At 56.4% G+C, this 21400-nt stretch carries 21 protein-coding genes and 1 pseudogene; 10 read left to right on the top strand and 12 right to left on the bottom strand.

Annotated elements, in window-relative coordinates; genetic code table 11:
- Positions 1–172: 172 nt before the first annotated feature.
- Positions 173–1216 carry a hypothetical protein gene (locus tag FFI89_RS01045; RefSeq protein ID WP_138832096.1) on the top strand — a complete coding sequence of 348 codons (1044 nt, stop codon included), beginning with the start codon at positions 173–175 and terminating at the stop codon, positions 1214–1216.
- A gap of 309 nt (positions 1217–1525) precedes the next feature.
- Positions 1526–1795, top strand: a complete 270-nt coding sequence (locus tag FFI89_RS34190) for a hypothetical protein (protein WP_168212739.1) — start codon at positions 1526–1528, stop codon at positions 1793–1795.
- 260 nt (positions 1796–2055) lie between these two features.
- Here the strand turns inward: FFI89_RS34190 and FFI89_RS01030 are convergent, their stop codons facing one another.
- A complete protein-coding gene (locus tag FFI89_RS01030; RefSeq protein ID WP_138832092.1) occupies positions 2056–2511 on the bottom strand; it encodes a hypothetical protein in 456 nt (151 codons plus the stop codon).
- Positions 2512–2603: 92 nt separating this feature from the next.
- On the opposite strand from FFI89_RS01030, the gene FFI89_RS01025 reads away from it, so the two are divergent.
- Both FFI89_RS01025 and FFI89_RS01020 read left to right on the top strand, forming a co-directional pair.
- Entirely contained in the window at positions 2604–2837 is a 234-nt protein-coding gene (locus tag FFI89_RS01025) for a helix-turn-helix domain-containing protein (protein ID WP_138832090.1), read from the top strand.
- Between the two features lie 197 nt (positions 2838–3034).
- The gene (locus tag FFI89_RS01020) at positions 3035–3739 is read left to right on the top strand and encodes a hypothetical protein (RefSeq protein ID WP_138832089.1); all 705 of its coding nucleotides are present in this window, start codon (positions 3035–3037) and stop codon (positions 3737–3739) included.
- Here the strand turns inward: FFI89_RS01020 and FFI89_RS01015 are convergent, their stop codons facing one another.
- Complete coding sequence (locus FFI89_RS01015; protein ID WP_138832087.1) at positions 3740–4168, bottom strand: DUF6641 family protein; 429 nt, start codon at positions 4166–4168, stop codon at positions 3740–3742.
- A 386-nt stretch (positions 4169–4554) separates the two neighbouring features.
- On the opposite strand from FFI89_RS01015, the gene FFI89_RS01010 reads away from it, so the two are divergent.
- A complete protein-coding gene (locus tag FFI89_RS01010) occupies positions 4555–5778 on the top strand; it encodes a DNA methyltransferase (protein WP_210249060.1) in 1224 nt (407 codons plus the stop codon).
- On the opposite strand, the gene FFI89_RS01005 is transcribed toward FFI89_RS01010, so the two are convergent.
- A complete protein-coding gene (locus FFI89_RS01005) occupies positions 5729–8206 on the bottom strand; it encodes a hypothetical protein (RefSeq protein ID WP_138832083.1) in 2478 nt (825 codons plus the stop codon). The two genes, FFI89_RS01010 and FFI89_RS01005, sit on opposite strands and share 50 nt — an antisense overlap.
- A 19-nt stretch (positions 8207–8225) precedes the next feature.
- Entirely contained in the window at positions 8226–8489 is a 264-nt protein-coding gene (locus FFI89_RS01000; protein WP_138832081.1) for a hypothetical protein, read from the bottom strand.
- Positions 8490–8694: 205 nt separating this feature from the next.
- Here FFI89_RS01000 and FFI89_RS00995 point away from each other — a divergent pair, with 205 nt between their 5' ends.
- Positions 8695–9423: a DNA-binding transcriptional regulator gene (locus tag FFI89_RS00995; RefSeq protein ID WP_138832079.1), complete on the top strand. Its 729-nt coding sequence runs from the start codon at positions 8695–8697 to the stop codon at positions 9421–9423.
- Between the two features lie 13 nt (positions 9424–9436).
- On the opposite strand, the gene FFI89_RS00990 is transcribed toward FFI89_RS00995, so the two are convergent.
- Positions 9437–10117 (bottom strand): hypothetical protein, encoded by a 681-nt coding sequence (locus tag FFI89_RS00990; RefSeq protein WP_138832077.1) that lies wholly within the window; start codon positions 10115–10117, stop codon positions 9437–9439.
- Positions 10114–10572: a hypothetical protein gene (locus tag FFI89_RS00985; protein WP_138832075.1), complete on the bottom strand. Its 459-nt coding sequence runs from the start codon at positions 10570–10572 to the stop codon at positions 10114–10116. The genes FFI89_RS00990 and FFI89_RS00985 overlap by 4 nt, the downstream gene beginning before the upstream one ends.
- A 384-nt stretch (positions 10573–10956) precedes the next feature.
- On the opposite strand from FFI89_RS00985, the gene FFI89_RS00980 reads away from it, so the two are divergent.
- Positions 10957–12123, top strand: a complete 1167-nt coding sequence (locus FFI89_RS00980; protein ID WP_138832074.1) for a hypothetical protein — start codon at positions 10957–10959, stop codon at positions 12121–12123.
- 126 nt (positions 12124–12249) lie between these two features.
- On the opposite strand, the gene FFI89_RS00975 is transcribed toward FFI89_RS00980, so the two are convergent.
- From FFI89_RS00975 to FFI89_RS00965, 3 genes are all read right to left on the bottom strand, one after another.
- Positions 12250–12759 carry a DUF1353 domain-containing protein gene (locus FFI89_RS00975; protein ID WP_210249059.1) on the bottom strand — a complete coding sequence of 170 codons (510 nt, stop codon included), beginning with the start codon at positions 12757–12759 and terminating at the stop codon, positions 12250–12252.
- A 150-nt stretch (positions 12760–12909) separates the two neighbouring features.
- Positions 12910–14001, bottom strand: a complete 1092-nt coding sequence (locus FFI89_RS00970; RefSeq protein WP_138832072.1) for a serine protease — start codon at positions 13999–14001, stop codon at positions 12910–12912.
- Positions 14002–14013: 12 nt separating this feature from the next.
- Entirely contained in the window at positions 14014–16341 is a 2328-nt protein-coding gene (locus FFI89_RS00965; protein ID WP_138832070.1) for a S8 family serine peptidase, read from the bottom strand.
- A 334-nt stretch (positions 16342–16675) separates the two neighbouring features.
- Between FFI89_RS00965 and FFI89_RS00960 the strand changes: the two genes are divergently transcribed.
- Positions 16676–17260 carry a site-specific integrase gene (locus tag FFI89_RS00960; protein ID WP_138832068.1) on the top strand — a complete coding sequence of 195 codons (585 nt, stop codon included), beginning with the start codon at positions 16676–16678 and terminating at the stop codon, positions 17258–17260.
- Here FFI89_RS00960 and FFI89_RS00955 read toward each other — a convergent pair.
- Positions 17257–17445 (bottom strand): hypothetical protein, encoded by a 189-nt coding sequence (locus FFI89_RS00955; protein WP_138832066.1) that lies wholly within the window; start codon positions 17443–17445, stop codon positions 17257–17259. The genes FFI89_RS00960 and FFI89_RS00955 overlap by 4 nt on opposite strands.
- Positions 17446–17569: 124 nt before the next feature.
- Positions 17570–18127, bottom strand: a complete 558-nt coding sequence (locus FFI89_RS00950) for a hypothetical protein (RefSeq protein WP_138832064.1) — start codon at positions 18125–18127, stop codon at positions 17570–17572.
- A gap of 896 nt (positions 18128–19023) precedes the next feature.
- Here FFI89_RS00950 and FFI89_RS00945 point away from each other — a divergent pair.
- Together FFI89_RS00945 and FFI89_RS00940 are read left to right on the top strand one after the other, a co-directional pair.
- Positions 19024–20356: pseudogene (locus tag FFI89_RS00945) on the top strand (YARHG domain-containing protein).
- A complete protein-coding gene (locus FFI89_RS00940; RefSeq protein WP_246669346.1) occupies positions 20356–21126 on the top strand; it encodes a M15 family metallopeptidase in 771 nt (256 codons plus the stop codon). Before FFI89_RS00945 ends, FFI89_RS00940 begins: the two are co-directional and overlap by 1 nt.
- Before the next feature lie 28 nt (positions 21127–21154).
- On the opposite strand, the gene FFI89_RS00935 is transcribed toward FFI89_RS00940, so the two are convergent.
- Entirely contained in the window at positions 21155–21388 is a 234-nt protein-coding gene (locus FFI89_RS00935; RefSeq protein ID WP_138832062.1) for a hypothetical protein, read from the bottom strand.
- Between the last annotated feature and the right edge of the window lie 12 nt (positions 21389–21400).

Raw genomic sequence — 21400 nt, 5'->3', positions numbered from 1 at the left:
CCAACGCTCTGCGGTCGCTCGAAGAAAATAGTTACGGTTGCCGGTGGCAGCTTCCGCAGCGGATCGAAATCGTCCAGCTAGAGAATATCGACGCGCGATTGATCTGAGGGCAGTTGACAGGAATAGCTCGTCATAGTTGAGTCCGACCCATTGCTTATTAAAGGGGCACACGATGAAACGTCGTGATTTTTTGGGCCTGCTTGGTGCAACGCTAGTCTCCCCGCCTAACGTTTCGTTCGGCCAAACACCAGCGCCCAAGATAAGCGGGAAACCGCTGCGAATAGTCATTGTCGCCAACACATATTATGAGGGCGACGGCCTGATGGCCGTCCTCTGCAACAGGTGGGCGCGCAACCCGAAACTTGGCGTGCCGGGTGACATGATCTGGCCGCGCCCTGTGGCCGACATCAAGGCTACCCCGCCTGTTCAAGTCGATCCGCGTCCGCGCTGCCGGATCGTTACGCAGCCGCAGACGGGCGATACGACGGCTTTGGTCGAAGTCTGGTGCCTCGATGATCTGATGGACAAGAACATCAATCACGGTTTCAGCGACAACAAGGAAAAGGCGATGGATGCTATCAAGAACTACGCGCCTTCTGGCCAGGTTCTTGACCCGCCTGACGGCGTTGTCGCATTTGGGACAGCCGCATTCCCGGATATCGTTCCCTACGATGGCTGTGCCACGGTCGGCAGCGCAATCTATGTTCGCGATGCCCAGAAGGACGGGCCCGGAGAGCACAGCAACTGGTCATGGAAAGATTTTGACAAGCTCATTCCCGGTAAGACGCCCGATACATTCTTCAAAAGCGTTCTGGCCGACGCACCGGCCCTACTGAAGATCAACTCCGAAATGCTCACTGTGCCGATCAATCCAGCGCAAAAGGCCCGCCTCATCATTGCAGCAGACGGCGTCGCCGTCAGCTCGGTCAATATCCCGCACGATACGCCCTATGCGTTGGTCGATCAAAAGACGGTCACTGCCGCACAGCAAGCCGGCGCAACCAACGTGACTTCGGTTGAGACAACCCACGGCGTTATTCGGGCTCAATGGGATACGAAGCCGTTTATCTATGTCACTGCCATTCCGAACAGGATCACTCACTTCCCGGACGAAGCCCAGGGTAACTATGCGCAGGAGTTCGCCTCGGTCCACAACGCGGGAATCGCGCTCAACCACATCATGCCGTACTTCGTCGCGGCGCTGGGTTCGGCTTAATGGGACTAGGCGAGGGGCCGGTTCGCCGGACAATTAAGGGACGTCAGAGTTCCTGCGGCTCCCGCCAATGCTTTGGGGCCTGTTCCAGAAAAATTCTCGATTGCCGGTGGCAGCTTCGGCGTACTGGTCGATCGCCAGCATGATTGCTTGGACGTGGTGGTAACACCACCCCCTCGTGCACTCCGATACGCCGAACCTCCGCAAGGGCTTTCAGGAAGGGCGGCTGTTCTTGATTATCCGAGAAGTATTTGACGGCCGGCACTACCATTTCCGGCCTCCAAGGACCCTGTGCTTTGGCTCCTTCGGCTGTTGAGCCTTCAGGCGGTCCCGCTCGGCACAGAGTCCGTCAATCTTATCCAGCATGCGCTGCAGCAAGGCGTCGGCGGCCTCAGTAGGTATACCGGCTCGCTGGAGCTGAAGGATCTCCTTTCGGTGCCGTCCGACCTGGACGCGCATGTGTTCGATCTCAGCCCTGATGTAATCGAGGTCCGGCATCCGTTCCGCCCAAAAATCACGATAGGTGAGCATAAGAACAAAAGCGGAACGAAGAGTCTAGTGCGACGTTGGGATGAAAAGTAGATTTCGATGGCAGACAACACCCAAAAGGACCCGAAGGACTGGGTCTCGGCAACAACCCGGTCATGGGAGCGTAGGAGCAGTATCTCGAGAGACACTGAGCGAGCAGGCTTATAAGCCCGTCCCGAATCCCAACACCAAGGCATCTGAGCGTATCGAATAGACGAAAGACAAGGCTAGGCTGTAGGTGCCTATCGTGAGCCTTCGGCTTGTAATCGGTTTGAACGCCGATCGCCTACATCGACTGTCCTGGACTCGGCCTACTATTGGTTCCCGCCGCTCCACACGCCTTTATCGGTGACGATCTTTACGCTTACGGGCTCACAACTCATTCCGACACCGTAAGCGTCGCCTGTCTTAATGGTTTTGTTGGTCACGTTGATGACCCGAGTTGCAATCAGCAAGACAAGACCGTTGGTCGACGTGCATTCTGGCCGGCCATTAACAAGAACTTGTTCAATTGTGACTGGCTGATCGCTCAACGAGACGATCCTCAAGTGGTCCCAACACTGCGTGGCCGTTGGGTCCAAGTATCTGCACTCACGTGTCACCCTAAGCGATGGCCCGGCCGGCGGGACATAGCCCGTGACGACGTCGATAGCATGTGCAAGCGCGGGCTTGAGCGCCGGAAACCACGAGTAGAGAGTCTGAATATTGGCGACGGCGAGCGGGACCCCGAGCACCAGCAGCAAGGTGAGCGTCGCAACGAACTTCTTCATAAAAATATCCCTTCAATGCCAGCCGGTCGTGTCGATCTGATTGAGGCTTTAAAGCCGTGGGCTAATAAACCACAGGTTGGTTGGCTGGGTACATGGACCTGCGCCAACTTTTTGCGACCAATCTTCGACGTCTCCGGAATGACCGGAGGGTGTCACAGGAGCAGTTGGCCAATGACGCCGGGGTGGACCGGGCCTACTTGAGCCGGGTCGAGCGGGCCGTGACCTATGTGGGCTTGGAGATCATCGAGAAGCTGGCGGCCGTCCTAGAGGTGGACCCGGCGGAATTCTTCCGGCAGCCAACCCGGCCCCGCAAGAAGGGCGGCTAGCCCGTCTGCCGAGCGCGTTCGTCTGCCGGATTGGGTCTGACCCACATGTCCCCGGTCCAGATTTCAGTTTATGGCCGACCTTCCCAGGATGGAAGCGAGGTATGGCAATGCACAGGCGGGATTTCTTGAAGCTCGGAGCAGGCTCGGCCCTAATGGGCTTGGTCGGACCCCAAGGCAAAACGGCTTCGGCGAACAGCATGCAGTCCCGACCCGACCTCGGTTGGCACCCGCTTACCTGGTCCCTCATTTGGCGGGCCGAAGCCGCAAGTTCTGGTCCTCGAAATGTCGATACCTCACAAATCGAACGGATCATCGCCGAAACGTCTGAGGCTCAAGGCTGCGCCAGACCTCCCGTTATAAAATGGCTCCCCGATCCGTTTTCCGCCTACGCGCACCTGAGTCACCACGGCCTCGACGAGCTGCTGAAAATGGCTCCCGCCACGCTCTGGAGCTGTGCAGCGCTACTGCAGCGCGCTGACGATCGATCGCTCAAAAACAAGCGGTGCGTCCGGTTTGAATTCGTTTGGGACATCGTAGGTGTCGAGGAACATGACCGGGCTCTGATGGCGCCAAAGCTGCGTGCAAAGTCCGCAGCGATGACAGGTGGAATATCGGCCGAGGGCGTCTTTGAGGCCCGAGCCATCGCGGCCCAGATCGGATGGCTGGAAACCAGCTTGCCAGTAGCTGCGTGTCATGCCGTCGACGAAATTGATTTCTTCTTAACCTCCGGGATGTCGGAGAACGATGAGGTGATACGACACCACTTGAGAGCATTCAGGGCATACGAACTCGGTCTGCTCGGCACATGGGAAACGCCCGAGGCTGTCATCTGCGTTCCACGATCAGCTAACACGACAAAGCCGGGCGATGGGGACCGGTCCCCATCGCCCGGCTCTGTATGATCAAGCAGTCTTTTTCGCCTTGCCAATGGTGCCGTTCTTGGCGGCTTGGCTGAACAGATCGTCCAGTTCACCGGCACGCACGGCCGCGATCAGGGTATCGATCACGGTCGGGAGCTTGTCCTTGGACGGGACAGCGATGCCCGCCTTGCCCTTCTCGAACTCGATGGGCTTGGCCCCGAACTTGATGGACATCACGACTTGGCCGGACGGGTCGATCTTCCACCAGGGCCGGACGGCCTGCTGCTTCGTGGTGGCCTGCCGCTCCCCGTTGACCTTGGTCCAGCGCTGGACGGTCCGGACGTGGTTGGAATCGTTCAGGAGCAGCTTCTGCTCTTCCAGTTTAGCGATGAATTTGGTCCGGCGATGTTGCACGGGGTCATTCGGGGACTTGGGCAGTGCGGTGAACGAGAGTGACTTGAGGACTGGCATTGAGGTTCTCCGTTGATGGATAAAACCTCGCTGATCCTATTCAGGTGCATGACACTGTACATGCCGGGTTCACAGAGTACGTCGCGTACAGTCGGTGGAATAATAGTTACAGTCTCGTCTAAGTGGAAAGACATAGCTCGGGCTGGCATGCAGCTTGGGAATGAGTTTGCGGCTGCGTCTTTTCGATAGCTTATATCGGAAAGCAGTTTCGAAGCTTGCCGCAGGAAGAATAGGGCTTTCATCCCATCCTGGCCTATGCGAATCTCACGTCAGCGCGGGGGCAATGAGTCAAATCCGATCACCCGCAGGGGTCATCAACCGGGCATTAACCATATTTGGCCCTATAGTTATGGATGTATGAATCTAGGCAAAACCGATTCTTGCGTTTGTCCGACGACGCCCAGGCGGCGTTGGTAGTTGGCGCGCGCGACGCAGCCCCGGTGCGCGGGCTAACGCACGGTTTTTACAAATACCCTGCCAGATTTTCACCGGTCTTTGCCAGCGCGGCCATCAACGCTTTCACTCGGCCCGGTGACCTCGTGCTTGATCCGCATGTCGGCGGGGGCACCACGCTCGTCGAAGCCATCGCCGCCGGCCGGGAAGCCGTGGGTGTGGACATCAGCACGCTTTCCGAATTCGTCGCCGGCATCAAGTGCACGGTTTTCTCTGAAGCCGAGCTCGAAACGCTTGAACGCTGGGCGGGTCGTGTCGCCGCGTCGGTCGATATTCACAAGCCATCCACGGCGCTCGCCGACTATGAGAAGCTCGGGTACTACAAGCATCTCGATCATCCATCGCGCTGGCGGCTCCGGAAGGCGATCGAGCAATCGCTCGCGAGCGCCATCAGGCTCGGCACGCCGCGCCTCGAAGCGTTCGGCCGCTGCGTCGTCCTGCGAACTGCACAGTGGGCGCTCGACGGCCGGAGCAAACGCGCGACGATCGAAGATTTCCGCCGTATCCTGCAAGACACCGCAACCGACATGGTGCGCGGCGCTCGTGATCTGCGGACCGCTGCGAAAGCACATAAGCGTCACCCCGTCACGATCGTCCGGCGTAGTGCCGCCGGTATCGAGGAAGATGCCATTCTTCAGGGATTGCGCGCGCCACGGTTGGTCGTGACTTCTCCGCCGTATCCCGGCGTGCACGTGCTCTATCATCGTTGGCAGGTGGACGGGCGCAAAGAAGCGCCGTTGCCGTTCATGATCGCCAACAAGCTCGATGGCTCGGGCAGCAGCTATTACACGATGGGCGATCGGAAAAATCCTGGTCTCGCATCATACTTCGAGAACATCACTGCTACGATGTCATCGGTCGCCGCGCTCGCCGACGCGGAAACCGTGGTGGTGCAAATGCTCGCGTTCTCAGACGCGAGCTGGCAGCTCCCGCAATATATCGAGTGCATGGAAGCGGCCGGTCTCACTGAAGTCTTCCTGCCGATCTTGAAAGGTCAAGCTGACGGTCGCTTATGGCGTAGCGTGCCGGGCCGTCGCTGGTACAGCGAACAGCGCGGCACAACGCCGGGCAGCAAAGAAGTCGTCCTGCTTCACCGTAAGGCCGATATCAGGCTGCCTCGCCAGCAATTGCGGACAGAGCTTCGACCTTCCCCGTAATCCGCGAAAGACTATCGACGAGCGGCAACAAGAACGGCGCGATCGCGCTCGTCACCTCGGCAACCGTATCCGTCACATCCTGATGCTTCGGTTTTTCATCGTCGTCGTCATCGACGGCGGTCTCCCGTTTCCGCTTCTCGATGTCGTGGCGGATGAGCGCGAGGGTAATCAGGGTCATGCCGAACTTATAGCGGTCGCGGAACTCGTGAACGCGCCGCGGCTTCTCCTTGATCGCCTGATCGATGAAGACGTTGTTCATGTTGATGATGTAGTCGAACACCGACGAGTCTTCCGGCGCACCGGGCGGCTGCTTGATCCGCATCGCGGTGAACTTGTCGAACTGCGGGTTCTGCGCGCCCCAGTCCTTCTCCCAGACCTCGGCCGGGTTCGGCACGTTGAGCTTCGTGTCCTGCTGCGCATCCTTGCCGGTCTCGGTGCCGGGCTTATCCGGCTTCGGCGTCGGCGGCTTCGGATTGGGCGGCGGCGCTTCGCGCTCCGCCTTCACCGACAACGAGAACCGATTGATGAACGGCTCCAGGCGGCTGTGATCGGTGACATGGGCTTCATAGACCACGATGTCGCCGACACCGGCTTCGGCCGGCAGCGCCAGCGACAGCGTGACGTTACCTTCGAACAAGGTCGGGCTCCGCCAATTCTTCGCCGGCACGAGCTCATTGCCGACAACCTGATACAGCGTCATCGTGCCCGGCTGCTCGTCGCGCTTGAAGTAATCGTTCTCCGCATCGGTGACAAAACTGATTCGCGTTTGCGAATTCAGGTGCGCATCGCGCTGCAGGCTCTTGCCGGGTTCGCGATCCTTGAAATGGAATTTGGTGGGGAAGCGGACACCCTCCCAGTCCTTTTCAACCGCCTCAACGGCGTGCGGCTTGAACGGATTGGCGATGCGGAAGCCGGGTCCGAGCACCTGTTCGAGTAGCGGGTGTTTCTTCACCATGTCCTCGATGAACTTCTCGAACGATTCAGAGACCTCCGGGTTCTCGGACAGCTCGCCCTTGCGCCGCGCCATGGCGATCTGCTCCAGCTCGGCGTGATGCCGGAGCTTTTCCTCGATTTCCTTTTCGAGACGGAACTTCAGATCACCGTGCCGCAAGTTCTCGCGGTTCGGCATGAACAGCTTCTCGTGCGCACGCACGCCGATCGCGCTGCAGTCGATGAAGACGAGCAGTGAATCCCACAGGTAATCCTGCCGCACCGCTTTTCGGCGGAAGAAATCCTTGCTGAAGAACGCCTGGCACTGGCCGTTGTAGGTGAAGACGATGCCCTCGTCTTTCCGGTACGTGTCGGCCGGGTTCTTCTTCTCGTCCTTGCCGCGCTTCCGGAACAGATAGATGCGGCCGGAGAACTTCTCGCCGTCGAGATCGATGTCGAACTTATCGAACCACTCGACGTTCTGCCGCTTCGGGTTCTTCCGATCCTCTTCGAGCGTGTAGATCAGGCCCCCCATCGGGGTATTGTACGAACCGGAATGCCCGGCGTAGTCGCGGCACTCATGGAAATGAATCGGCAGCGCCGGTTCCGGCAACAGGATACGCACGCGGCCCATCAATCCGCCTTCGAGCATCATGTTGGTGGTGGCGCGGATCGCATACTCATACATCTTGAACAGTGTGCCCCACTCGGCATCACGCGCATACGGGGAGTTCTTGATGGGAAAGATCGGGAAGGTCGGCGCGGCGAATGACAGCAGCGCGCGGTTGCCCTTCTCGTCGGCCGTGCCCGGCGCAAGGTAGGTGAACCGGCTCGCGCGAGGTGATGCCGGACCGGGATCTTCGCGGCGGATGATCGTGAAGCTCCATTCCTTGTCTGCAGCGGACGCGTCTTTCGGCAGCAGCTTCGGGTTCCGCCTGCTGATGACGAGCTCGACGTTGTGATCGACGCCGCAGAATTCCAGCACGCCGCTGCCGCCCATGTTGAACTTGCCCTGGACGAACGGGATGGCGTTTTTGTTTCCCTTGTGCAGCGACAGGATCGTGCCGGGCATGCCGCTCGGGGTCTGGCCCTCGCCGTCGTCGGCGATTGTTATCGAGGGGCGGGTGCGCTTGCCGGTCGCCGCGATCGTGATGGACCGCGACAGCTTCTCCATATCCTTCAGCTCCTCCTGGAACAGGAGCTTCCGGGCGTCGAAAACCGACTGCGGCGCCTCGGGACCGTTCAACGGGATGCCCTTGATGCGCGCCGCGGCGAGCAGCTTGGTGTCGATCGAGTTCATGGCCTTCTCGATCAGCGCCTGCTCAGCCCGGCTCTGCTGGTTCCCGACCGTCGCCCAGTTCTCGGGTTGGTCGCCGTAGTAGCGCCATGCCGCCGGGTCGTCCCAATACCCCGCTTTCTTCAAGAGGGAGATCACATCGGCCTCGGTGTCGGCCTGAAGCAACGCAAAGCACAGTTTAGGGTTCTCGCTACTCGACATGTCCCCTCCCCAAGATGTTTCAGTTACCCAGCTTGAAATCCACGGACTCTTTCCCGCCTGACGTAGACATACGGGCCTTCAGGGCATCGACCTCTTTGGTAAGCGCCCGCACGATCTTCTGCACGTCGGAATCGTCGAATTGATAGGCGTTCTTGTTGCCCAGCTTACCGATTACACGGATCGCCTTGATGGCGTTGACCGTCCGATTCTCCGCCAATTCGACGAATTTCTCGCGTTTTCCGACCTTTGCAGGGGCAGTTTTCTCGCTCGATTTATCCAGCATTTACGCCCTCCAATTGGCTTGTAATTTTATTAATCGATTTCTCGATAATTTCTCTTCTAAATTACACGAATATTGGAGTCTAGAAGATTCTGCAGACTCGACAATTTAGCGTTGGAGAGCCGGCGGGGTTCATGGAACCGCAATGACAAAATTCTTATTGCAGCAGTAAACGGTTTCCGATAACGCTCAAATAACGGAGACCGACATGACGAAAGAAGAATTCCGAAATTGGCGCGAGCTGTGCGGGCTGAGCCAGAGTGACGTTGCCGCCCGCTTCAACCTGAGCCGTAACACCATCCAGAACTGGGAGTCCGGCGCATCGCCGCTCCCCTCAACACTCGAAGGAGCCTGCACCGTGTGGGAAGACAGATTGAAAAAGGAGATGGCGGAGATCGGACCGCTGACGTTGTTCTATACCGATGCACCGATGTTCGTTGATCCGTACCGGCCTCGCGGTCGCACCGCGATGCTGCGGCAAGAGCCGTTCCCGACAAACGCCGCGGCGTTAGCGCGTGTGCAGCATCTATGGGGCCGCGAAGGCTTCCATGATCCGTTCATCATCGAGAAGTCGGGCGCGCCACTGTGGAATCAGGTCGAGCTGATGCGCGTAGTGGATGGCAGCGACAAGGGCGCGCCGACGTTCACGAACACCATCAGGAAGGTCGCGGAGTATGTGCGGACCAATTCGCAGTTCCATGTCCGAAGCGGCCCGAAGATGGCGACCGCAAAGGAGATGCAGAAGACCAAGGCGATGATCGAGGCTGTCGCTGACGAGATGGATGCTCTGGCGGTGAGGATTCCGGAAGGCGGCGTCGGATACCCTGATTTTGATGCACTGCTCTCACGCCTTCATAATTTCGGCTTCTACCCGACGAACAAGCTGGTCGGCGATGTCGCTCATGCCGCGCACGGCATCGAGCTCGCGGCGGCTTAATAACGAGCTGCGGTCAGTCGTCCCGGAGAAAAGAGTGGTTCTTTCGGGCCGTGATAGTCATGACCTTATCTACGGAGAGCCGCCGCATGATATCGGTCAATGACTCCGGGTCGCGGAGGGTTAAATCGCGGCCGATGGTCTCGTCGCCCTGGGTGCACTTAATCCCGTCGGCGATCTGCTTGCCCACGGTGTGGGGACTCTCCGAGAAGGAGCTTTCTTGCGGAGGGTTGAGTACGTCTTCCGCCTGTACGCTCTCAACGCCATGCGGACCGAATTTCCAGACGTAAGACGACTTCGAAAGCTCGAGCATTTTCTCGCACTGTTCGCGGAAATCCTTGTTGTTCGGTTTGAACGTGTGGTCCCATTTGGATTGGACCAACATGCCCTTGTTGACGGTACCCTTTTCGTCGTCGTGGATCACGAGTGAGATATACAGGTCCGCGCCGCTCTCCTTCTCCCACGATCCTTTTCCCTTGTCCGGGAAGTCCTGCACCTTCACGGTGATCTCGAACGGCAGATCGAACAGGCTACGGAGCTCCCGCTCAAACGCATCGGCGAGCTTCGCAGAGAGCTGGTGCTCCTGTGTAGGCGCGTCGTAGTGCCGCTCGCACACCTCCTCGGCCACGAGGTCCACGAGACCGGCGATGAGTTCGTACGGATTCTCCCGGTGCTTCTCCTCCTCGATCAATGTCATGGTCGGCTCCCGGTCGTGTCATCCGGCGTTTTCCGGCTTATCCGCGCCCAAATAAGCAGGGCCGTGACGATACCGCAGGGGATGATCGCCCATCCGGTGAGCTGGCCTCCGTTGAAGTAGACGAGCACCAACCACATCGGCAAGCCCATGACGGGTATGAGGATCGAGCCGAAACACCCGAGCGACATGATCGCGCCCATCTTGTCTTCGGTCTGCCTCGAAATACTGCCCGCAAACATGAAAATGATGATGGCCATGACCGCAGCGATGCCGATCGCCATAGGGAAAGTGATTTTATACCCGATGATCGCGGACCCGATGATGGGCCAGATGGCCAGGTTGCCCAGGAGCGTCGCGACCATCGCGATGACCATCGCCAAGAATACAAGCCCGCAGACTACGATGGCGATGGCCATGACAATGTACAGCAAGCCTAACTGCATGAACTTTTTCATGGCGGTTTCCCCCGACCACAACCTAGCCGATTTATTGCGGGGGGTGCAGCCGTTAGGCGGCTCACGTGACGGCCAACCTAGTTTTCTGAACTGATGATGGAATTACCCCTCTATAATCAGTCACTGCGATGCTAGACCTCTAACGGTACGAGGAAAACAGGCCGCGTGGTAACGCTGCACCGCGGCCCGCCAGGAACACCCGTCGTCTAAAGATGCTTTGATATCCAGAGGTAACTCAGACGTTTGAAACCCTCCTTGATGGGAGCGAAGGCAACCTGCCGGAGCCTTCCAAGCTGCTAGGGGTCGTTGGCAACCTTCAAAATGTAGTAGCAATCAAGACCTTTCCGATTATACAATCAGTGATTGTAGGGGGGGGGCGCAGCCATGCTGATTTCAAAGGTAACGGGGCTAGGTCTGTGCGTACTTGCGACATCAGCATGCACACAGGTCCCTGCACTTCGCGAAGACGGAATTGCAATTTCGAGCATCGTGCAGCGCGTGAAGTGTGAATTGGCGTTCGCGATCCCGGAGCCGGAGCCGCCGTGGCCAACGGGCCGATATCAATGGATGCGCAGTTGGACTGCAAAAGCTGACCTAACATTAATGGTCAATGAGCAATCATCTGTGTCGCCATCCGCGATTTTCACACGATTGTTGCCATCAGTATCCGTTCCGAATGTCGGCAATGTCGGTCGATCGATTACGCTTTCCGTCGGAGCTGGATTAAGCACGACCGCTGTTCGAACAGATATTTTGAGTTTCACGGTAGCATTGTCTGAGTTACACAAGTTCAAGCGACAAGGGTTGTGTAATTTGTCGGAAGGGAATGACTTGTATGGCAACCTCCGTCTTGCCGAATGGATTAGCTCAGCGCTGGCTCCGGTAGACCTGCATCAGTTGAAAGTTGGTCGACATCCCGCCCCCGGCTCGAAATCTCCGCCTGCCCCTCCAGTTTTAGCTCCCCCCAAGACTGAGTTGTTTGATCCTCTTACGGCCCTTCGAACTGCAGTCAAATCTGCTGGATATTATGCCAATATCGCGAACGATTCCCTTAGCGATGCTAGAAGAAATGCCAATCGAGACGACACCCAGGCCACATATGATGACGCAGCAAAAATCTATGGCGCGGTCAAAGCGGTCGATCAGCAATATCAAATCGCAAACGCAGAGGCGAAAAAGTTCGAAAATGATAGCGCGCAGAAAACTGAGGTTACTGCACTAATGACGGAGCTTGGAAGATCAGTAACTGCTGCGAAAACGGCGAAGACTACTGTGGATACATTGATCGATGGACTCCCTCACGATCCGCCAATCGATTCTCTCTCGCAGAGTGTGCAGTTCATCGTTGCCATTAACGGAAATGCGACACCGAATTGGACATTAGTGAATTTCAAGGGACCGGGAGCGAACGGCAATCTTTTGGCCGGTTCGCAAACGGTTACTCACACTCTAAACATCGTAATGGGCTCTCCCGCTGCTCTCGCCACCGAACAGAATAGACAATTAAACAACCTCGTCATACTGCAAACCTTAACTCAACAACAGCACTAGAGAACCTTGATCTTCCTTTGGTTGATAATTGAGAGTCCGACTGGACGTTGCTCCTGAATTAAGCGCGCAGATGAGATGACAAGTGCGGATATCTCAGGGTGAGCAAAAAAAGCGTTCTATTAATTATCAAGCGAAAACATCAGGTCTCTTTTTCCAATCTGACCACAGGATCGAGGGATCGTTTGGATAAATTTTTAGGATCCTTTTTTCGCCATTTGCCTTTAACGTCGCGTTATCATTCCAGGCGCCGCTACCGAAGGTTCTGACTGCAGAGTAGATCTCAGCCACGGAATTTCGATCGACGCGAAGATCTTGCATATCGCGCTTCAGGATTTGGTCTGCCACGTTGCGCGGTCGGGATTGGGTCCAGTAAAGATAGTCATGGATCACCGCAGCATGAGCATAGTCACCGTCGGGGCGAAAAATGGACCAGAAGATTCTTGGAATGCTGGCGAAATCTGTGACAAAGCCGGCGGGCACTTCGATCGGCGCCAAGTCGCCATCCTGTCCGGAATTTGGGTGCCATGAGATCGGCGATGTCAAGAAATACATCGGGTCGCGAAAGCGTCCAACGAACAGCACACCGACCGCGGCCTCGGACCGCGATGAATGCTGCTGACTGATCAATTGATCCATCCAGCGCTCCGCTGAGCCGGAACGCTTTGGTTTGGCGTCGACACTGCATGGCAGCAAAGTCGCCGCGCCACCGGCGCAGAGGGCTGCACCGAAGTTGGATGAAATGTTGAGGAAGTGCCTTCTAGTGAAACTTTGCATATTGAGCCTGCCTTATAGCCGCTGAGTAACCCAATCGATCAGCCGCTCCATTCGAACGGCGCGATTTTCCGCGCGCCAGCGGTCGGCGGCGGCGTCGAAACCAAAATGATGAAGGCCGATTACCGTGAAATCACTTCCCAGCATTGGCGACCCTGAACTACCCTGCAGGGTATCGCATTTGTGTCCAAAGTCGGTCCCGGTGGCATTGCCGTCGGCCAGCACAGTTGTCACCGAGCAATCCTTTCGGGAAATCTGCTTCGGCTCGCCTTGCGGGTGCTGTATCATGTAGACTTGCTCATCTTTAACGATCTTTCGCTGGTTGAGCACGAGCGAGCCCCATTTAGTGCCGGGCTTATCAGCGAGCTGAATCATAGCAACATCGAGTTCGCTGCTTGATCCCAAGAATTTCACGCAGCGGTGCTGTTCGCCGACTTTGACCGCGTTGCGCTCATCCAATTCGTAGCCGAAGATAGCGACCAAGCTATTGCAGACCGCCGCCTGGTTAATGCAGTGCTCGTTCGTCAGCATCCGATCTTCACTGATCAGAAAGCCGGTACACATCGCTGAGCTCAGGCCTGCGATGAAGGTTAGCTTTGCAATGGAGCGAGCGCGTCCGTAAATGTCTGGAATATCCTTGTAACGTACAATCGGCTCGCGATCATCGGGTAGCGTGATCGAAAACGCCGCGCCCATGTTCTTCTGGTAGGCCAGATCGGTCAGCCTGAACCTCAGACCGGCCGGCTTCTGCGCTGCGACTAGCTTTATCCGCGCATAGTCGCCGTCGATCACACCGCTCCAGTACTCGCTCTTGCCGGCAAGCTCTGCCTTGCTGATCGTCAGCACCTCATTGTTATTGCGATCGACGATCTTGAGTTCGTAATCGACGCTAGATGCATCAGCGATGTCGCTCAGATGAAACCGCAGATATTTTGACCCGACGCGCTCTTCGCGATGACTCCAGATCACCGACGCTTCGCCACCGCCAGCGTCAAGATCTAACGGGACATTCAGTGGTTCGACATTACCCTCTGGTAGTGGGATCTGTGCGCTGACACTCAACGGCCAGCCCGTCACAAGAGCAATGAATAAAAGACGACCCAGCATTGATGACCCGTACTATTTCATTGAAGAGACAAATTTACCAATCTGACCGACATTGATCGAAGCGACGTGGCCCCCCGCGGGAGTGAATGCGATCGACTTGTTGGGATCCTTGAATGTCAAGCCGGACAAGCGAAACAGCGTCGAATCCCGGTTGTTCCTCGCGTTGTAGAATACCGTGTAGGAGTCATTCCACGCGTTATAATGCAACGCCCGCAGCGTCTGCACCGGGATATTGACGTCGCTGTTGTCCGCGTCGGTCAGGTTAAGGATCGCGCGAAGGTCCAGCTTGCCTTTTTGCAGTACACCTCCAACCTTGAGCGTTAACCTCCCTGCATCGCCATCAAGCGCGCAATCAGCGTTGATTCGGCCGCCGCTGAACAGCTTTTCTTCTAGCGACTGCATCATGTCTGAGCAGTAGATCAGCCGATTTTTCACCTCGATCGGCATCACGCCACTGTATTTAGCGAACATCAGCGATGCGAGCGCGCTGACTTGCGGCGCAGCCTGCGACGTGCCGGTGAGATAACCGAGTCGACCGTTTGCGAGCGTACTGAACACGGCCTGGCCGATCGCCGCCACATGGATCCGGTTGCCAAAATTGGAATGCGGTCTCTGGTCCGAATCTAGGAAAGATGGTTCGATGGCGTTGCGATCGAGCCCTGCTACGGCGATCACATTTGGTAGATCAAAACAGGCCGGTCGGATGTCGCAGAGATATGATTTGTTGATCCCGGCATTGCCAGCCGCCGCGACGAACAGGGTCGCATTGCTCAACGCCGCGATCGGGGATTCAAGCGCGTCAGTTAGTTGCAGGTCGGGGTTTTGCGCCGTCATCAAGTATCCGAAACTCATATTGATGACCTTCAGTAGTCGTTCCTGAACCATGAGTTTCATATCGCTAGCGATTTGATCGCTACTTGGATGAACGAAATCGATCTCCATGGTTGCGATTTGCGCGTAGGGATTCAGCCCAATCGGCAGCCTCGATCCGGGTTGCGGGTAGAACCCGCCGATGATCCCGACGACATGCGTTCCATGGTCGACTTCCTCGGTCCCTGGCACTTGCAGATTGCAGTTCGCGCGCGCGCCGAGAATGGGTGCGGGCGAACGATTGCTGATCGTGACCTTGCTGTAGTCCAGGCCGCAATGCTGGTCGTCGACCCGAGAGTCCAGCACCCCAACGCCCACCCCGCCTTGAAATTCGGCCGGATAGGGCAACTGGGACAAAAGCGTAGGCCACGAGATTAGCTGATTCAGCTGCGTCCGCGAGTTCTGTACATCCATTGGCAAAACTGCGGCGCCAGGCTGAACATCAAAAATCTTGATGGAGATTCCTGGCAGAATATTGCGCTGCAATTCCTTGACGACTTGATCGGGTAGAGGCGGCTGAGGCGGCAGCGGTAAGGGTGTAGGAACCTGCTTGGAAATCACGTCGTTATAGATGACCTTATAGCTATCGCGCCCGGCGGGGGCATCGATTTTCTGCAATTCAAGTGAGTTTGATTTTATGGTGGGCTCAAGCGAATCCGGCTTTATGGCTTCCGACGCATTCGCGACATTCGTCGAAACCTTGATCGTCAGCACAGGCAGCACCAGCCGGCCCTTAGATGACGTCTGGAAGACCCTTCCGCCAAGCGACGGATTGTAAAAAATGATCAGCTTCTGACAGGTTTCGTCGAACTTTTCGCAACCGCCGAGTTCGTCGATGACCAACGGCGCCAGCTGTGTTTTTGGCATCACGTCGTAAGGAAGCCATCCCGTGTCTTTGACCAGCACGACATCTGGTACCCAGAGCTTGTTGACTGGTGGTTCGAGCCTCCATCTCGTCTCGCTTGGCAGGAAGCCTGAGACATTTGAGGTTAGCGACTGACGCTGCTCTCCGGTCGCTTCCGTCCGCTCGCGGTTACAGATGTCGCTATTGAGATCGCAGATCATGCTGTCGATCTCTGTCGGGAAGAATTTCCCGTAGAACAGGCGTTCCTTGCGTAGGACGGCTTCGACTGTGTGTTCGCTAGTCTCGACCGACTTCACCGAGAGACGCTTTGAGTTATATAACGTCAAATAGATTCGGCTGAGCTCAAGCGCCAGTTCCTTCAGATTGTGGTTGCGAGTCACGAGCGAAACGTCGCCCGCCTTCTGCCCAGGGGAGGATTGGGCGATTTCATTGAGAGTATCAGGGATCGTTCCCTTCACAATTCGCCCGGAGGCCTCTTGGGCAAGGGCGATCGGCGGGGGCAGAAGAAGGCTCGCCGCAACCGCGGCTCCGATCAGCCATAGCGAATTCCGGACTTTTCGCCCGAACGGTGCGAGACTTGAGTCGGCGTGGCATTCGTAAGCCATAGTGATGCTCCCAGCCAGCCTTCGCGCGCCAGCCTAAGCTTGTATTTTCTAACAAACCCGCTTCCTGGTTGCAATACGAATTCTAATCTAGATTAGCCCCGGCTTCCTGAATCTAAGCGCCACTCGCTGAACGGGGTGTTAGCCGCTGGGCTGGAATTGGACCAAGCTATATGCTGAGAAGATATGACGACTGATGATAGAATGTCCCTTCCGTAATCAGTTGCTCCAAGCCCCTGTCTGCCAAAGACTATTTTCCGGTCGGCATGTACGACCCTTCCAGACTGATTACAGTCTAGCGTCCTGATGCCGATAAATAATCGGTTTGGAGGGCTGCATGGGCTTAGGGAAACAGGCTAAGACGTTGACTAAGGGGCAGACCGAGGCCGTCCTCGGTTACCTAGCAAAGACCCGGTGGCCAACCCGAAACCGAGTGATCTTCCTTCTGTCAGTCAAGGCCGGCCTCCGGGCCAAGGAAATTGCGAAGCTGACTTGGAGGATGGTTACGGACGCTAGGGGACAAATCGGTGACGCGATCTCCTTGGAGAATGCGGCCAGCAAGGGTCAGTCGGGACGCGTCGTTCCCATCAGCGAAGAACTTCGAGCCGCATTGGTCGCTTACGCCCCAACCGTCGGGATCGTCAGTGGGCGATTCATGATCGAGAGCGAACGATCCAGAAGCATGTCCGCACAGGCCATCGTGAACCTATTCTGGCGATGGTATCGATACGTGGGGTTTAATGGCTGTTCGAGCCATAGCGGCAGACGCACTTTTATCACCAGCGCCGCGCGGAAGATCTCGACCGTCGGTGGATCGCTGCGAGACGTCCAGATGTTGGCTGGTCACTCGAACCTCCGGACGACGCAGAGATACATCGAGCCTAATCCGGAAGCTCAAGTCCGAATCGTCGAGCTGGTTTAACCTCTGGTATCTAGCGAGATACCGAGGAGAGAAGCTTTCACCGTCGTGGCAGCAACCGTCCGCTTCAACGCGCGCGCGATTTTATCGACACCCGTCTTTTGCTTAGCGAGACCCTTGAGCTTGTGGATTTCAGTCGCAGTCCACTCGCGGCGTGCTGTCGTTTTTTTCTTTGTCTTGTTCGTCATTTTTACTCCAATTCAGGAGCGGCGTTCTAACATCTCGTACCGGTTTCGCAAACCGAAGGCGCAGACAAGCGGACATTATGAGGCGCGCGCATGGTGTAACGGGTAGACGATGGCTGTCCCTCCGTCACCTATTCAGCGAGCCGGATACGACAGCAGAAAATTGCTTCTTGAAATCGGTCTGCCTACCATGGCTTGGAAAATAGATGGCCCTGCCGCCGTTGAGCACAGTGAACCCGTCTTTTGATAGTTGTGGCTCCAACACCCGGCAGACGTTGGCTTTGATCAGGACCAACGGGACGGATCGATCAGGCGTCAGGCCCATGAGGTCGCCCAGAAGCAGAGGATAATCCCTGACGATCACTGCATCACGATCAAGGCTTGCGTCCTTAGCGAGTTTGTCGACCGGCTGATATGTGGCATCGATCAAGATCCAGCCCTTCTTTTGGAGTTCGAGCAGGCCATCCACCTTTGTGGTGGGGGCGATGTCGAGTTGCAGCATCAGCGCCGCAAACAACGGCTCCTTTGGCGAGCCCGTCGTGTCGTAAAAGTATTTTCCGGACGCCGGCGGCGACTCTGCAACAATGACCAGCTTGATGTCTGCTGGCTGGCGCTCTCGCCTTAGATGAAGATAATAATCACGGTTGTACAATGACGGCTCCCAGCTTGGCAGGCCATCGATCATATCAAACCCTTCCGGCACGCAGCAGCCTCTTGGCGGTCTCGACCCCCTCCCAAAATGCAACACTAAGTGATTATTGTCCGTGTCCGCTAAGGAGCGAACGGACGTCGAGAAGTAAACAACTTCAGCCCTAGCCCGGGCGGGGCTGGGGGTAGCTGAATTAGGGTTCCCCGACAAGGAGAACGCCAACGACCCCGACTTTTCGTTCGATTACCGAAAAGGAATGCTCTTGTTTTCCTATCCGGAAGTGAATCGATCCGCAGTATCTCTTGGATATGAAGCGACCATAAATACCCAACATCTCAGTATCGGCGCACTCATGTTAGCGCCCCGCACCCTTCCGAATAGGTGAGTACGTGCGGAAACCCCGGTGGACTGAGACACCGGTCGGAGCATCCGGGCTACCCTGCCTGATGTGTCCTGGGAGTAAACGACCAAAGCAAGCACGGTCGCTAAACTAAGCCTGACGAGAGACGGGAATGCTTTATACCGTCAAAGGGTGACGAGATCGTCGGATCGGTCTCGTCGTCGACTTCGCGCAGATAAGCGGAAGGTAACAGGGGCTCACCGCACTGCCGGTCCCGACCACGAGAATGGTTCTTCTGATCCCGATGATACCGACAGCCGTAGTACGCACGGATCATTTTGCTGAGGAGCAAAGTGATGTCCTCAGCCGTAACCGCACGCATGGGAGTTAGTGGAGGATGATGCTTGGTCGAGTAGGATTTATCAAGATCCTGAACACGCCCGAAGGGCGCTCACCCGAACGAAGTGAGGGTGAGAAGGCGATTATTCCTCCCCTTTGGCAGTCCGATGAGGATCGATTTCGCGTAATTCGTCTGCTATTCTCCGGCTTTATTTTGTGGAAGCAAACCATGCGCTGAAACGGTCTTTCTGCGATATTGCTTGTCTTATTTTTCGTTTCACCGGCTTCGGCTGAAAAGCGCATCGCTCTGATCATAGGCAATTCGGCGTATCAGAGCGTGTCCCGGCTGGAAAATCCCAAAAGTGACGCGCTACTAGTAGCGGATACGCTTAGCAAGCTCGGCTTCACCTTGGTGGGTGGAGGAGCGCAGGTCGACCTCGACAAATCAAGCTTTGATAACGTGGTCCAGCGTTTTGGAAACCAGTTGATCGGTGCCGACGTTGCGCTTTTTTATTACGCCGGACACGGCCTGCAAGTTCGGGGCACGAATTACCTTGTTCCCGTCACGGCCAATCCGACGCGCGAAACGGATGTCGATTTTCAGATGGTCGACGTCTCGCTCGTGCTTCGCCAGATGGAAGGTGCCGGAACTAAGCTGAACATCGTCATCTTAGATGCGTGCAGGAACAATCCGTTCGGTGGACGGGGACTGCGCGCTTCCGATGGGGGGGCTAGCTCAAATCCGCGCTCCGGAAGGGACCCTACTCTCCTATGCGACTCAGCCTGGGAACGTGGCGTTGGATGGTGACGATGGCCACAGCCCATTTACGAGGGCTCTCGTCGAAACGATGCAGAAGCCGGGACTGGACGTGCTTCAGGCATTCAATCAAGTGGGATTGATAGTTAAACGCGCGACGGGAAGTTCGCAACAGCCATGGGTCTCCACGTCACCGATCGATGGCTCATTTTACTTTTCGGGCACTTCCGCCAATCAAGTCGCCACAGCGGGTCCTGCAACAAGTATTTTGCCACCAGCGCCGAGTCCTGTCCCAACGGCACCAATAACCGCGAGGACACCATCCGATTTTATATTTCCAGATTCAGACAGCCGAATGCTCTCACCCGAAGAGCTGAGGCGTCTTTCAAAGGACGAACTTCGCGTCGCCCGAAACGAGATCTTTGCCCGGAAGGGGCGCTATTTCAATTCACCCGATTTGACGGCGCGATTTAGCAGGTTCGCCTGGTACTCGCCGAACACATGGGATCCCCAGCTCAACGACATCGAGAAGGCAAACGTCGCTTTGATTGAGCGCATAGAGCCCAGCAACGTGCCTCAAAGCGAATTTATTATTCCTGATTCTGACAGACGTATGCTCACCGCCGGAGAGCTGATGACCCTCTCCAAGGAACAGTTACGGATCGCCCGCAACGAGATTTTCGCGCGAAGAGGACGTTATTTTGAAGCTGCAGATCTCAAGGCCCGATTTGGACGCTTCTCATGGTATTCGCCAAATACTTGGAATCCGAGGCTCAACTCAATCGAGCAAGCGAACATTGCGCTCATGGATCGGATCGAGAAGCGGTAATGGCTTCTTCTTTCGCGGTCAAAGCCATGCTGATTGCACTCGTTTTGATGCCTGGAATTGTGAGAGCTGAGAGCAAAACGGAAAGTCTCGATCGGCTCGTTCGTGCCTATCCTGATGCCCTGTCTGGCCACGATGAAAAACATATCTTCTGGCGTGATGGGACGGTTATGTTGGCTGACGACGGCGTTGGTCAGAAGTCCTTTGATGATCTGTTACGCAAAGCGTCCATCATGGATCAGCTTAGTTTGTCATATCCCAGAGGTAACTCCTCCCCACCTGCGCCAAACGCCGATCCAGGCAGGTTTCGCAATGAAGCGTTTTTCAAAAAGATGTACGGCGACTGCAATGCTGGTGAAGTGAAAAAGAATCTCGTCACGATAACTTGGCTGCCGCGATCGTGGGGAAAGCCGGTGCAAGTGACGCAGGTCAACGGAATTGCAGATCGCCTAAGGGAGGTCTCCGGCGAGATTGACGAACTCAAACCCGAGATAAAGGCAGCCGCGTATCCCATAGCTGGCGTTCTGTCGTGCCGCCCTGTGGCTGATACGGGCAAGATGAGCATGCATGGGTACGCTGCGGCGATAGACCTGAATTTGAAATATTCAGACTACTGGCTGTGGTCTGGTAAAGCCAAAACGATCCCCTACAAGAACAGGATGCCTCAGGAGATCGTCGATATCTTTGAGCGTCACGGGTTCATCTGGGGCGGTAAATGGTATCACTACGACACGATGCACTTCGAATACCGACCCGAACTGCTCAGTGAGTGAGGCTTGGCTGCGAAATGGCCATCTCAGTTCATTCGTCGAACTGATCAAACCGAGCGCGAGTTCTGTGGCTCGGCCGTTCGATGTCCTCGATGCTCATCGGACCGGTCGCGATTTGATCTTGTAAGGACCTCGGCAGATCCGGCATCGGCACGCTTCGCCGAGCGTCCTCGAATATCTCGTTCATGCCGATGGTATCGTCCCTATCCAAGAAAGTCAGCGTCTTGCTTCGCCGATCGAGCTTCTGCGGCTTGAGCGTACCCAACCCGACAAAATG

Source organism: Bradyrhizobium sp. KBS0727 (assembly GCF_005937885.2).
Classification (GTDB): domain Bacteria; phylum Pseudomonadota; class Alphaproteobacteria; order Rhizobiales; family Xanthobacteraceae; genus Bradyrhizobium.
This window is presented reverse-complemented; position numbering and strand designations above follow the sequence as displayed.

Excerpts from the sequence above, each read along its gene's own strand:
- FFI89_RS01045 (WP_138832096.1), top strand. The coding sequence starts at position 173 with ATGAAACGTCGTGATTTTTTGGGCCTGCTTGGTGCAACGCTAGTCTCC.
- FFI89_RS01030 (WP_138832092.1), bottom strand. The coding sequence starts at position 2,511 with ATGAAGAAGTTCGTTGCGACGCTCACCTTGCTGCTGGTGCTCGGGGTC.
- FFI89_RS01025 (WP_138832090.1), top strand. The coding sequence starts at position 2,604 with ATGGACCTGCGCCAACTTTTTGCGACCAATCTTCGACGTCTCCGGAAT.
- FFI89_RS01020 (WP_138832089.1), top strand. The coding sequence starts at position 3,035 with ATGCAGTCCCGACCCGACCTCGGTTGGCACCCGCTTACCTGGTCCCTC.
- FFI89_RS01015 (WP_138832087.1), bottom strand. The coding sequence starts at position 4,168 with ATGCCAGTCCTCAAGTCACTCTCGTTCACCGCACTGCCCAAGTCCCCG.
- FFI89_RS01005 (WP_138832083.1), bottom strand. The coding sequence starts at position 8,206 with ATGTCGAGTAGCGAGAACCCTAAACTGTGCTTTGCGTTGCTTCAGGCC.
- FFI89_RS01000 (WP_138832081.1), bottom strand. The coding sequence starts at position 8,489 with ATGCTGGATAAATCGAGCGAGAAAACTGCCCCTGCAAAGGTCGGAAAA.
- FFI89_RS00995 (WP_138832079.1), top strand. The coding sequence starts at position 8,695 with ATGACGAAAGAAGAATTCCGAAATTGGCGCGAGCTGTGCGGGCTGAGC.
- FFI89_RS00990 (WP_138832077.1), bottom strand. The coding sequence starts at position 10,117 with ATGACATTGATCGAGGAGGAGAAGCACCGGGAGAATCCGTACGAACTC.
- FFI89_RS00985 (WP_138832075.1), bottom strand. The coding sequence starts at position 10,572 with ATGAAAAAGTTCATGCAGTTAGGCTTGCTGTACATTGTCATGGCCATC.
- FFI89_RS00980 (WP_138832074.1), top strand. The coding sequence starts at position 10,957 with ATGCTGATTTCAAAGGTAACGGGGCTAGGTCTGTGCGTACTTGCGACA.
- FFI89_RS00975 (WP_210249059.1), bottom strand. The coding sequence starts at position 12,759 with ATGGATCAATTGATCAGTCAGCAGCATTCATCGCGGTCCGAGGCCGCG.
- FFI89_RS00970 (WP_138832072.1), bottom strand. The coding sequence starts at position 14,001 with ATGCTGGGTCGTCTTTTATTCATTGCTCTTGTGACGGGCTGGCCGTTG.
- FFI89_RS00965 (WP_138832070.1), bottom strand. The coding sequence starts at position 16,341 with ATGGCTTACGAATGCCACGCCGACTCAAGTCTCGCACCGTTCGGGCGA.
- FFI89_RS00960 (WP_138832068.1), top strand. The coding sequence starts at position 16,676 with ATGGGCTTAGGGAAACAGGCTAAGACGTTGACTAAGGGGCAGACCGAG.
- FFI89_RS00955 (WP_138832066.1), bottom strand. The coding sequence starts at position 17,445 with ATGACGAACAAGACAAAGAAAAAAACGACAGCACGCCGCGAGTGGACT.
- FFI89_RS00950 (WP_138832064.1), bottom strand. The coding sequence starts at position 18,127 with ATGATCGATGGCCTGCCAAGCTGGGAGCCGTCATTGTACAACCGTGAT.
- FFI89_RS00940 (WP_246669346.1), top strand. The coding sequence starts at position 20,356 with ATGGCTTCTTCTTTCGCGGTCAAAGCCATGCTGATTGCACTCGTTTTG.